This window comes from Exiguobacterium sp. RIT452 (assembly GCF_003598705.1).
Lineage (GTDB): Bacteria > Bacillota > Bacilli > Exiguobacteriales > Exiguobacteriaceae > Exiguobacterium_A > Exiguobacterium_A undae.
The window spans coordinates 240,369-252,317 of the sequence record NZ_QXJB01000002.1 but is presented as its reverse complement, the minus strand read 5'-3'; the positions used below and the strand labels follow the sequence as shown (position 1 = coordinate 252,317).

At 49.1% G+C, this 11,949-nt stretch carries 12 protein-coding genes; 9 read left to right on the top strand and 3 right to left on the bottom strand.

The features are described from left to right. Positions 1 to 120: 120 nt before the first annotated feature. Positions 121 to 930: a GNAT family N-acetyltransferase gene (locus D3D03_RS06795; protein WP_119923203.1), complete on the top strand. Its 810-nt coding sequence runs from the start codon at positions 121 to 123 to the stop codon at positions 928 to 930. An 81-nt stretch (positions 931 to 1,011) separates the two neighbouring features. On the opposite strand, the gene D3D03_RS06790 is transcribed toward D3D03_RS06795, so the two are convergent. Beyond that, positions 1,012 to 1,983 (bottom strand): zinc-binding dehydrogenase, encoded by a 972-nt coding sequence (locus D3D03_RS06790; protein ID WP_026832581.1) that lies wholly within the window; start codon positions 1,981 to 1,983, stop codon positions 1,012 to 1,014. A 2-nt stretch (positions 1,984 to 1,985) separates the two neighbouring features. Further along, entirely contained in the window at positions 1,986 to 2,477 is a 492-nt protein-coding gene (locus tag D3D03_RS06785; RefSeq protein WP_026832582.1) for a lactoylglutathione lyase family protein, read from the bottom strand. A gap of 106 nt (positions 2,478 to 2,583) precedes the next feature. On the opposite strand from D3D03_RS06785, the gene D3D03_RS06780 reads away from it, so the two are divergent. The 4 genes from D3D03_RS06780 to D3D03_RS06765 all read left to right on the top strand — a co-directional run bounded on the left by D3D03_RS06780 (position 2,584) and on the right by D3D03_RS06765 (position 5,628). Then, complete coding sequence (locus D3D03_RS06780) at positions 2,584 to 2,883, top strand: winged helix-turn-helix transcriptional regulator (RefSeq protein ID WP_026832583.1); 300 nt, start codon at positions 2,584 to 2,586, stop codon at positions 2,881 to 2,883. Positions 2,884 to 2,923: 40 nt separating this feature from the next. Next, a complete protein-coding gene (locus D3D03_RS06775; protein WP_026832584.1) occupies positions 2,924 to 3,613 on the top strand; it encodes a metal-dependent hydrolase in 690 nt (229 codons plus the stop codon). A 207-nt stretch (positions 3,614 to 3,820) separates the two neighbouring features. Further along, positions 3,821 to 4,720 carry a DUF4097 family beta strand repeat-containing protein gene (locus tag D3D03_RS06770; RefSeq protein ID WP_119923202.1) on the top strand — a complete coding sequence of 300 codons (900 nt, stop codon included), beginning with the start codon at positions 3,821 to 3,823 and terminating at the stop codon, positions 4,718 to 4,720. Beyond that, complete coding sequence (locus D3D03_RS06765; protein WP_026832586.1) at positions 4,717 to 5,628, top strand: FUSC family protein; 912 nt, start codon at positions 4,717 to 4,719, stop codon at positions 5,626 to 5,628. Before D3D03_RS06770 ends, D3D03_RS06765 begins: the two co-directional genes overlap by 4 nt. A 60-nt stretch (positions 5,629 to 5,688) precedes the next feature. Here D3D03_RS06765 and D3D03_RS06760 read toward each other — a convergent pair whose 3' ends face one another. Next, positions 5,689 to 7,383 (bottom strand): Rqc2 family fibronectin-binding protein, encoded by a 1,695-nt coding sequence (locus tag D3D03_RS06760; RefSeq protein WP_026832587.1) that lies wholly within the window; start codon positions 7,381 to 7,383, stop codon positions 5,689 to 5,691. A 168-nt stretch (positions 7,384 to 7,551) separates the two neighbouring features. Here D3D03_RS06760 and gmk point away from each other — a divergent pair, with 168 nt between their 5' ends. From gmk to priA, 4 genes are read left to right on the top strand one after another with little or no spacing between them, the layout of a single operon-like run. Continuing rightward, positions 7,552 to 8,169 (top strand): guanylate kinase, encoded by a 618-nt coding sequence (gene gmk / locus D3D03_RS06755; protein ID WP_174544509.1) that lies wholly within the window; start codon positions 7,552 to 7,554, stop codon positions 8,167 to 8,169. A gap of 1 nt (position 8,170) precedes the next feature. Beyond that, positions 8,171 to 8,374, top strand: coding sequence for a DNA-directed RNA polymerase subunit omega (gene rpoZ, locus D3D03_RS06750; protein WP_012370799.1), 204 nt, complete (start codon positions 8,171 to 8,173; stop codon positions 8,372 to 8,374). A gap of 56 nt (positions 8,375 to 8,430) precedes the next feature. Continuing rightward, positions 8,431 to 9,621 (top strand): bifunctional phosphopantothenoylcysteine decarboxylase/phosphopantothenate--cysteine ligase CoaBC, encoded by a 1,191-nt coding sequence (gene coaBC, locus D3D03_RS06745; protein ID WP_119923201.1) that lies wholly within the window; start codon positions 8,431 to 8,433, stop codon positions 9,619 to 9,621. Then, positions 9,618 to 11,942 (top strand): primosomal protein N', encoded by a 2,325-nt coding sequence (gene priA / locus D3D03_RS06740; protein ID WP_119923200.1) that lies wholly within the window; start codon positions 9,618 to 9,620, stop codon positions 11,940 to 11,942. The genes coaBC and priA overlap by 4 nt, the downstream gene beginning before the upstream one ends. Positions 11,943 to 11,949 lie beyond the last annotated feature (7 nt).

The following is an 11,949-nucleotide window of genomic DNA, read 5'->3' as shown; positions in this document are numbered from 1 at the left end:
GAGTGTTTTTTTGTCTCGTGGATGATGCTGCTCCAGGCGATTCCGTCAAAAAACGAGAGGGAGGAGTCAGCCGCTTCTTTTTTTGATACACTAAAAAAGAGAAAAGGAGTTGTTTTTCAGATGTTGACTCATTACCGTGATTACGAAAGTTTTAAGCAGATTGCCGTTCCATTGCTTGAGCAGCGCTCGGATATTCATCAACTGCCGCTCGGAATCCTGGAGCGAGGAGATGTCCCGATTTTAATGGCCATCGCGCGAGAAGGAGACCGGACGATCGTTGTGCTGCAAACGATTGAAGAGCAAGCCATCTTGGCGGGAGACGCGTTTACATACAATGGAATCCGGAAATTATCCCGGATTCTGAACTGTCCGGGATACATCGGAGAGCAGACGATCATTGAACCGTTGCTTGCATCGCACAGTCCTTTTCAAATCAAGATGGATCAGGGGATTTATACGTTGCGAACCGTGATTCCGCCTGCTACGCTTGAGTATAGATTCGGTTTGATTGAGCCGTCGTTTACGGAGGATGCGGTTCGGTTCGGCTGGGCATTCATCGAAGAGACGGGGGCCTTGCCCGCGACGGAGCGAAGCCGGCTGAAAAATGAACAGACGATTCGAAAACATATCGAGGCGGGGACGTTGTTTGGTCTGTTCGACGGCGGACAGTTGCTTGCGATGGCTTCGTCGAGTCGGCCAACTGCTTCCGGTGTGACGATTTCATATGTCTTTACTCCTCAAAAATGGCGGAAACAGGGGATTGCGTCTTATTTGGTCGCTTGTCTGTCGGATCATTTGTTGACCAACTATCCGATGGTCTCGCTGTACACGGATTGGTCGAATCCGACTTCCAATAAGATTTATCAAGCGATCGGGTTTAAACTTGTCGGACGTTCGGTTCAAATTACAAAACGTCCAAAATACCAATGACCCGCTGACTGCACGATAAAGCAGACGCCCATCCTTGAACCAAGGAAGGGCATCTGCTTTTTGTATATCCAGCATACTTAATCAGAACGTCGCGATGATTTTTCCACGGACGTGACGTTGGGACAACAATTCAAGGTAGTCGGCAATCTCCGATCCGGCAACGACTTTCGTCACGAGGGGATCGAGTTGTTTGCTTGCGACAAGCTGTAACAGTTCCGATGCCATCAGACCCAGATTGCGGATCGCGCGGTCATTTTCACTCGCGTAGGCAGCGGCCAGTGCGACTTCGTGGATTGACGGCGACAACGTGAACGGTGTGACGACGGACAGATCGGGACCTCCGGCGATGTAAGCCAACTGACCGGAAAATGCAAGACGGTCCAAATCATCGGTTGCTTCCTGACGACCGACCGTATTCAAGATCAAGTCGACCCCACGTCCGTTCGTCCAGTCGCGGATCACCTGCGTAACATCTTCGTTCCGGTAATCAATCGCAAGATCAGCACCTAAACGTTTGACCCAGTCATGATTGTCAGCAGACGCGGTAGTCGCGACCTGCAGTCCGAGGCGTTTCGCGAGCTGAATCCCAAAACCACCCACACCGCCGGCACCGGCATGAATCAGGATCGTTTCTTTATCCGTCGTATTCATCTTTTGGAAAATCGCTTCATAGGCCGTCATTCCGGCACACAGAATGGCAGCTGCGTCGGTGAAACTGACAGCTTCCGGAATTTTAGCCAAAGCCCGGGCGTCAACGGTGACATACTCTGCGAAGGCCCCGTTTTTTTGTAAGTTCGTATGGATGGCCACACGATCTCCGAGATGAACGTCCGTCACATCCGGTCCAAGTTGTTCGACGACACCGGTCAAATCAACACCCGGGATATGCGGATAGGTCCAAGCCGGATTTTTTGTCGCTTTATAGTCAACTGGATTCAAGGCGACCGCTTGAACACGAATCAAGGCTTCGCCCGTCATCGGTGTAGGCGTATCAATGTCCGTGTAAATCCAGTTTTCGACCGTCGTTCCCGTTTCATTGAGCCATGCTTTCATGATTAATATGCTCCTTCCGAATACGTGAGTTCATACGAGTGGGAATAGAGTTCAACGAGATTGCCGAACGGATCTTCACAGTACACCATGCGGTATGGTTTTTCGCCCGGATAATATTCACGGATCGGCATCCGTTGTTTGCCGCCGTGCGCGACGATTTTTTCGACCATGCCTTCGATGTCCGGATCTTGGATCGCGTAATGGAAAATACCTGTTTTCCAGAATTCAAAGTTGTTTTCCGGTTGTTCATTGTTCGGGAACTCAAATAATTCGATCCCGACCCGGTCACCCGTCGCCATATGTGCGATCCGGAATTTCTCCCAGCCTGCTCCGAATACATCCGTGCACATGACGCCGATCGGCGAATCATCCTCTACGACATCAGATGGTTCCATGATGATATACCAGCCCATCACCTCTGAGTAAAAAGAAATGGCTTGTTCTAAATTCGGAACGGACAGTCCGATGTGTGAAAAATTACGTGGATAGGTCATGACATCGATCTCCTTTGCATTTTGATTTACGACAACGATAACTTACGATACACTCGACTGCATAGTACGCACTTTGAAGTAACTACTTGAAGGAGAGACAGAAACAATGACGACAGAACAATTTCCAGTCAATCGGGCGCTCGCCATCATCGGCGGAAAATGGCGTCCACAATTATATTGCACGTTAGAGGACGGTCCGAAACGTTTTTTAGAGTTACAACGTGCGATTCCGGGTATTTCACGTAAAGTCTTGACCGATCAATTAAAGGAACTTGAACGGCTCGGAATGGTCGAACGGATTGAATTCGACGAAGCCGTCTTACATGTCGAGTACCGGTTGACAGACGCCGCTTACACGTTACAACCGGCGATGAAAGGTTTATGTGCGTGGGGAGAAGGGAACTAATCTTTCTGTTGATATCATTAATCTCAGGAGGTTATTTCACATGAAGTTGACTTATCACGGACAATCTACCGTCACAATCGAAACGAACGGACAACATATCGTCATTGATCCTTTTTTCAGCGGTAACGATCAAGCGATGACAAAACCGGAAGACGTCAAAGCGGATTTCATTTTGCTGACACACGCGCATGCTGACCATATGTTGGATGCGGAAGCGATTGCGAAAGCGACGGGAGCGACGATTGTCGCAACACACGAACTGGCGACCTATCTCAGTTTTAAAGGATTGAACGTCCATCCGATGAACCTCGGCGGGCAGTTTGAATTTCCGTTTGGTAAGGTCAAGATGACGCAAGCTTTCCATTCTTCGAGCATCATCGATGAAGAAAAGCAGACGATCACCTATATGGGGATGCCTGCCGGATTCTTATTGACGATTGAAGACAAAGTCATCTATCACGCCGGAGATACGGCACTATTCGGTGATATGGCGCTTTATGGTGCCCATTATGACATCGATCTCGCCTTCTTGCCGATCGGGGATAACTACACGATGGGACCTGAGGATGCGTTAGTTGCAGCAGACATGCTCCAAGCGAAAGCGGTCGTTCCGGTCCATTACGATACGTTTGATTTAATCAAACAGGACGCCGAGGCATTTTGTGCGAATCTCGAAGCCCAAGGGCAGACGGGTCATGCGTTAAAAATTGACGCATCGATCGAACTCTAACATACGGCGAGACCTTCCATGTGAAGGATCTTCGATCATCAAAACGGACACTTTTTCTGATGAAGCAGGAAGAGGTGTTCGTTTTTTGTTGTGCTCCATCCTCCGCCCGATGGCAATATGTGAACAATTTCGTATGATAAAGAAGGAATGTTGACAGACGAATCCTATATTCGGAATAATGGGAGAGAATTGGATGGAGGTAGACCCATGGATGAGAATACAAGCAGAACGGAACGGAAACGGAAACAATCGTCGTTTACACGACTGAAAGACAAGCGACGGAAGGTAGCGGCATCATTTGACCGGATCGGGACGCGCAAGCCGATCCGCCGTCCGGTCATCGTGTATGGATCGGTCGTCTTGAGCCTTGTCCTGTTATATACGGTGACACTGTTTTTGACGACGGATTCCTTATCGCGGGGCGAATCGTTCAAAACGACGAATCGGTATAAAACGTTACAGGTGGACGCCCCGAACGCGACGGTTAACTTTGTCCGGAGCACGGATGGAAACGTCCAATTGAAATTGGTCGACAGTGCGTCGAGTCAAAAACGACTGAAAATCGGTACGTCAGGCACTACACTTACGGTCACCGGACGGGATGGATTTGCGGCACGTCTTGGCAATCGTCCGAGTGAAGAACCCGGTGATTATACGATTCAAGTCGGTTTGCCCAGTTATATGAATCAAATTGACGTCGAAGCAGAATCGTTAAAAGGAATGGGCGTCTTCGCCAAAACGATTTCAATGACGGCAGGGACGATGGATTTGAATAAAATCGATGCTGACGACATTTCCTTGACCGGACGGGGGAAAGTCCAGGTGGAAAACATGAATGCCGTTCATGCGGACGTAGTGGGCGAATCGGTTAACTTAGCTGCATACGGAGCCAAACTCAGTCTGAACGTCTCGACAATCGACGGCGCAATCCGTTTGAAACCGGCCAAAGCCGCCGGGACGATTGCCGTCACGACAGAAGGAGACATTAAAGCGGCCGACCGCTACACGAAACAAAAAGAGGTCGATGTCGCCTTATTTGAATTGTCGAAACAGGAAAAACCGGAAGTCACCGTTGAAAGTGAAGTCGGGCAGGTGACACTCGAGTGAAACTCCAGTTTCGTGTAGGTCTCCGGACAATCAAAACCGGAATTGCTGTCGCGATTGCCCTCGGTTTTTCGTGGTATGTGTTTGGAATTTACTCGGGCATGGGGGCCGTTGCGGCAATCGTAGCGATGCAACCGACAATTCACCGTTCGTTTAAAATCGTCTTTAATCGGATTTTTGGAACAATTCTTGGGTTAGTATGTGGATTGGCCGTCGTCGCGACGCTCGGCGCCAATCCATTGACGATTGGGCTCGCCGTCATCGTATCGCTTGTGTTTAATTCGATGATCGGACGGACGGACATGTCGACGTTTGCGGCATTTGCCATCGTGCTGATGTTCGAAAGCCCGACGGCCGATTATGCACATTACGCGCTGACCCGTTCGTTATTAACAGTCGTCGGCGTTTTATCGGCCGTCGCGGTGAACTATATCGTCTTTCCGCCACACTACGAAGACCGTTTGTTGCTGTTCGTTAAAAAGACGACGAAACAATTAATGGAGGATTGGCGCAGTCTGGTCAAGGATGATTCGAAGTTACTGGCTGTTCGAAAACAGGTCTTAAAACATGAAGAGATGATCATCATGTTACAAGAAGACCAAAAATATCCTCTGGTCGCAAGTGGTCAAAGCGAGGCCTTCATTCAACTGAAGCAGCTTGTTGACTTGGAAGATAAGTTGCTGTTGCTACTCGAAAGCATCGCCAGTCACCGGGATTTGCCGATGTCGGAAGAACAGGAAAAAGCATTGGGGCAGGAAATCGATTTTCTGCTCAGCCATCATTATGATGTGATTTTTTCACATGACCGCAACCAACCGATGTTTACGTTCGATCAAGAAATCAGTGAAGTCAAAGACATCATCAACGGTCATCTGCTCGATTATCGTGAACAACTCGAAAAAATGAAATAAACGCCGTCCCAGTTTGCTCTTTTTAGAAAAAGGCTAAGCGGGACGGCGTTTTTTTTGTGTTTAACTGGTCCGAAGCGACTGCACAAGGTCGGCGTCCGGTGTGACATAAAGCGTCGTTTGATCCGTATAGATGACAAACCCGGGTTTTGCTCCGCTCGGCTTCTTCACATAACGGAGTTCCGTGAAGTCGACCGGGACTTGACTCGACTCGCGGGCTTTCGAATAATACGCAGCGACGATGGCGGCTTCCTTCAGTGTCGTTTCGTCCGGCTGTTCACTGCGGATGATGACGTGTGAACCGGGAATATCTTTTGTATGCAACCAAGTTTCCGAACGGCGTCCGAATTTAAAAGTCGCATAATCATTTTGTTTATTGTTTTTTCCGACGAAAAACGGAATGCCTGTCGATGATTGATAGGCTTCAAGTTTTGGAACAAGCGGTTTCTTTTTCTTTTTACTGCGCTCCCGGACATACCCTTCTTCGACGAGCTCTTCGCGCATTTCCCGGATATCGTCCGGAGAAGCGACATCAAGTTGGGCGAGCAGCCCTTCAAAATAATCAATCTCGAGTTGGTTTTTCTCGAGTTGTTTCGCGACCTCGATTTTAGCGGTCTTCAGTTTGTTGTAGCGTTTGTAGTAACGTTGCGCGTTCTCATTCGGCGAGAAGCGGGGATCGAGGGCAATCGTGATTTCTTTGCCGTCCTCGTCATAGTAGTCGACGACCGTGGCTTCTTTCATGCCGCGTTCTAACTGATAGAGATAGGTTGTCAACAGCTCGCCTTTATGTTTAAGTTCGTCCATCTTTTCCGTGGCGGCGAGATCGCGCTCCAATTTGGAACGTTTGAGAATATTCTTATCGTATTCACTTTTGATGAACCGTTCCAAATCAGCTGCCTGTTGTTTGACCCGGTCCCGGTTGGATTTTTGATGGAAAAAGGCATCGAGTACATCACCGCTGGATGAGAAGGTTTTTTCTTCGACGACGTCTCCATGATGCAAGGCGACGGGAGAGAACCGTTCCTTGCCGTTCGCAAGCCGCTGTAAATAATAAGGTCCCGTCAGTTCATCAAGAACGGACCGGATTGCTTCTGCGAGCGACGACCGGTTCGCAAGTCCCGCCCGGGCAACGATTTCTGCCGTGATTTGTGGTGAGAAACCACTGAACAGACCTAACAATTGACGATCAATTTTTCCGGCGTTCCAGTCGATCCGGTGCAACGCTTGTTCGATATCGCCGGTCAATGGATCGACTTTGTCCTGCTCCGGCGGTAACTGGTACTGCAGACCCGGCATGATGGTCCGGAATGTGTTTTGACTGAGCGGGAGATGTTTGATGGCGTCTAAGATTTTATCTTGACCATCCGTCAATAAAATATTGGAGTGACGTCCCATCAGTTCGATGTATAATTTTTTCGCTTCCTCGTCACCGAGCTCATTCCGCGAGCGGACGCGCATCAGAATGACCCGGTCGCGCCCGAGTTGTTCGATCGATTCAATGAACCCGCCTTCAAGATGTTTCCGGAGCATCATACAAAACATCGGCGGTTCGCTTGGGTTACTGGTTGACTCCGACGTCAGATGCAGACGGGCATACATCGCATTGGCCGATGCAAGCAAGGTCACATTTTTTCGATCTGCCCGGACACTGAAAATCAAATCGAGTGCGTACGGTTGATGTATCTTATTGATGCGTGCGCCAACGAGCGGTTGGAGTTCACGGACGACCCGTGTCGTCATTAATCCATCAAAAGCCATGAAATTACCTTCTTTCTTGATTTCGTTTCCACTTTCTAAAGGTAACAGAAACCGCCTTGTTATGGTATGATTAAGCAGTCGAGCTGAAAAAGACCACTTGCGAACTTCCCGTCTCTACTGCTAATATGAAACAATGTGAAGTTTGTTAGATGGAGGGGTTCTGAAGTGATTTTTAAAGAGCGTGGCTTATTACTTGTATTGTCTGGTCCGAGTGGGGTTGGTAAAGGAACGGTTTGCCGTGCCTTACGCGAAGATGAAGACAATGATTTACATTATTCCGTGTCATGTACGACACGCCAACCGCGTGAAGGAGAAGTGGACGGCGTCCATTATTTCTTCAAGACACGTGAAGAATTCGAGGGTATGATCGCCAACAATCAATTGCTGGAATACGCTGAATTCGTAGGGAATTATTATGGAACACCCGTTGATTGGGTCAACAAAATCTTAGATGAAGGAAAAGATGTCATCTTAGAGATTGAAGTACAAGGTGCGATGCAGGTCAAGGAACATTTCCCTGAAGCTGTTTTTCTGTTCTTGGCGCCGCCAAGTCTACAGGAACTTCGTAACCGCCTTGTCGGACGTGGAACGGAGTCAGAAGAAGTCATCAAACAGCGTCTGCTCGTTGCGAAAGAAGAGATCGAAATGATGGATGCCTATGATTACGTCGTCACGAATGATGAAATCCACAAAGCCTGTGACAGAATTCAAGCAATCGTCACCGCAGAACATTGTAGCCGGGAACGCGTTGCGTCCTTGTATAAAAAAGCCATGGAGGTTAAATAACATGTTATATCCATCAGTAGACAAGCTTCAAAAGACGGTCCCTTCGAAATACACAATCGTGACGGTCGCAGCAAAACGTGCACGTCAAATCCAAGACGGGAAACGTGTGAAAGTAGCGAACCCGAAATCATACAAACCAGTCGGAAAAGCGCTCGAAGAACTCTTTTCTGGTGAAGTCGTGGTTACGAACCAACCGCAAGACTAATTTTGAAGCAGCCACTCCTCATTGTGGCTGTTTTTTTCAATAAGGAGGAGTTCATCATGCTAACGAATCGTAAAATCCTATTATGTGTCGGAGGGGGAATCGCCTCGTATAAAGCGGCTGCCTTGGCATCAAAATTGGTTCAGGCAGGTGCGAGTGTTCAGGTCGCGATGACTAAAAATGCGCAACAATTCGTCGGAAAAACGACGTTTGCAGCGTTGACACGGAAACCGGTCTATGATGATGTCTTCATCGAGCATGATGCATCCAAAATCGCACATATCGATTTGGCGGATGAAGCAGATTTGATCGTTGTTGCTCCTGCAACCGCCAATTTGATTGCCAAACTTGCCCACGGCATTGCCGACGACTTCATTACGACGACGATTTTGGCGGCAACCTGTCCGGTCGTCGTAGCCCCGGCAATGAACGTCAATATGCTGGAACATCCGGCAACGGTGCGTAATATGGAACGGCTGATGGCAGACGGAGTCCACTTGATTGCACCAGGCGTCGGGAATTTGGCATGCGGTTGGGTCGGAAAAGGACGGTTGCCGGAACCTGAGGAACTCGTCGAGACATTATCCGGACTTTTTGAATCAAAAAAATTAGCAGATCGTCACGTCTTGATCAGTGCCGGTCCGACCGTTGAACGAATTGATCCCGTCCGTTACTTGACGAATGATTCATCCGGCAAGATGGGCATCGCGCTCGCAGAAGCAGCCCGTGACGCGGGAGCAACTGTGACGCTTGTTCACGGTCCGGTTCGTGGCACATTGCCGGCCGGAGTAACGACGGTTGCCGTCGAGTCTGGCGAAGAGATGCTCGAAGCGATGCTTGCGCACTACGAAAAACAGGATTTGGTCATCATGGCAGCGGCCGTTGCCGACTACCGTCCGACGATCCAATACGACCGGAAACAAAAAAAGATGGATGGACCGTTACGGATTGAGTTGGAAGAGACGACTGATATCCTGCGCACGCTTGGGGAACGGAAAAGTAATCAAATTCTTGTTGGATTTGCGGCAGAAACCGAAAATCTCGAAAGTCATGCCAAGCAAAAGTTGATTCGGAAACAGGCGGACTTCATTGTTGCCAATGATGTATCGCGTCCGGAAATCGGTTTTTCGAGTGACGAAAATCAGGTGACCGTTTATGGAAAAGAAAATCAAATCGTCCACTACGATCAACAATCGAAAACCCGGTTGGCGCAAGAATTGATGGCCCAGTTCGCTGAGGCGCTCCGATGATTGCCGAAGTCATCGTCGACGTTGCAGCGGCAACGGTTGACCGACCTTTTGACTATGAAGTGCCGGAGTTATGGCGTGATCTCGTCGTCCCGGGTATGCGTGTCGAGGTACCGTTTGGTCCACGCGCTTTACTTGGCATCGTCGTGGCGGTAAAAGCCGAGACGGAACTCGCCCGGACAAAACCGATTGTCCGGGTTTTGGATGAGACGCCGACGTATACAAAAGAATTGCTCGAACTGTCCAGTTATCTTTCGGATACGACGCTGTGCTATCAGGCGACAGCGCTGCTCGCGATGTTACCGGCCGCCTTGAAAGTCAGTTATGATAAACTGATTGTGACGGAAACGCCACGATTTTCGAACTGGCATCATAAGAAAATCAGTCAGTTTCCAAGTGAGATCCAACAGCAGATTTTAGTGGCCGCCCGGCAAGGGGAGTTGCACCTGCAACCGATTGTCAAAGAAAAGAAAACATCAAAAACCGATAAACGGATTCGTTTAGTCGACCCGACGATTGAATTATCGAAACAAGCGACGAAACAACTGCTGTTACGGAATCATTTGATTGAACATCCGACAGTATTGTGGAGTGAAGTGATGCATGAACTCGATTTAACAGTCAGCATCCTGAACAGTTTGGAGAAAAAAGGGGTCATTGCCGTCGAAACGATTGATGTGAATCGGAATCCATATGAACATCTGGTACAAGATATTTTTGTTCCGTCGCGATTGACCGAGCAGCAGCAAGCTGCCGTCGATGCCATTACAACACCGGACGAAACAAGTACCTTTTTACTCCACGGCGTGACCGGAAGCGGGAAAACGGAAGTCTATCTGGAATCGATTCACACGATGCTGGAACGTGGGCGCCAAGCGATGTTGCTCGTACCGGAAATCAGTTTGACGCCGATGATGGTCAAACGTTTTAAACGCCGGTTCGGGGAACGGGTCGCCGTTCTTCACAGCGGCTTGTCGTTAGGTGAAAAATACGATGAATGGCGAAAGATCGCCCAAGGGGAAGTCGATGTCGTCGTCGGCGCCCGGTCGGCCATTTTTGCACCGTTGACGAATGTCGGTGTCATCATTTTAGATGAGGAACATGAGACGACATACAAACAAGAAGAAAATCCGCGGTATCACACCCGTGATGTCGCGAGTTGGCGTGCGGCGTACCATCAGTGTCCGGTTGTTCTCGGGAGTGCGACACCGATTCTTGAAACATATGCCCGTGCTCAAAAAGGGGTTTACCGGTATTTGCCGCTAAAAGAACGGTTTGGCGGCGAATTGCCGCCGGTCGATATCATCGATATGCGAAAAGAACTGGAACGCGGTAATCGGACACCCTTCAGTCTGCCGCTCGTTGAAGGGATCAAACAACGAATCGAACGTGGCGAACAGACGGTCTTGCTGTTGAATCGTCGTGGTTATACGACGTTTGTTCTCTGCCGTGATTGTGGTGAGACGCTTCAATGCCCGCATTGTGCCGTCAATCTGACATATCATCAACACCAAGATTGTCTGAAGTGTCATTATTGTGGATTTGAAGCAGCCATGCCCAAAACATGTCCGACATGTGAGTCAAAAAAAATTCGTCAGTTTGGGACCGGGACACAAAAAATCGAAGAAGAGTTGGCCCATTTGATTCCGGAAGCAAAAATCATTCGGATGGATCAAGACACGACATCCCGTAAAGGGGCTCACGAAAAACTATTAAACGCGTTTGAGCGAGGGGAAGGGAATATCCTGCTCGGCACGCAGATGATTGCCAAAGGGTTGGATTTTCCGAACGTCACCTTAGTAGGTGTCATTGCGGCTGATGCAACACTTGGCATACCAGATTTCCGGGCAAGTGAACGGACGTTTCAGCTGATTACGCAAGTTTCGGGTCGGGCAGGGCGTGGTGCACTCGCCGGACAATCCATCATCCAGACGTATAATCCGGATCATTATGTCATCCAAACGGCCAAACAGCACGACTATGAAACATTTTATCAGCGGGAGATGCAGTTACGGAAACTAGGCGGTCACCCGCCGTTCTGGTTTTTAGGATTGGTGACGATATCGGCGGCCCATCCGCTCGAAGCACAGGCGGAAGCGGAAGCAATCGCCGGCGAACTCCGGCATCTCGAATCAGAGGACTTGATTGTCAACGGTCCACTCGAGGCACCGCTTGCCCGGTTGAAAAACATGTACCGGCAACAGGTGATTTTAAAACATAAAGGTCAGGAAGAAGTGCGGGAGGCACTCCGTGCGATGCTTGCGTTACGCATCAAACAAAAAGTCCAAGTAACAGTGGATTTAAATCCATTTGTATTCATGTGAGGTGGCA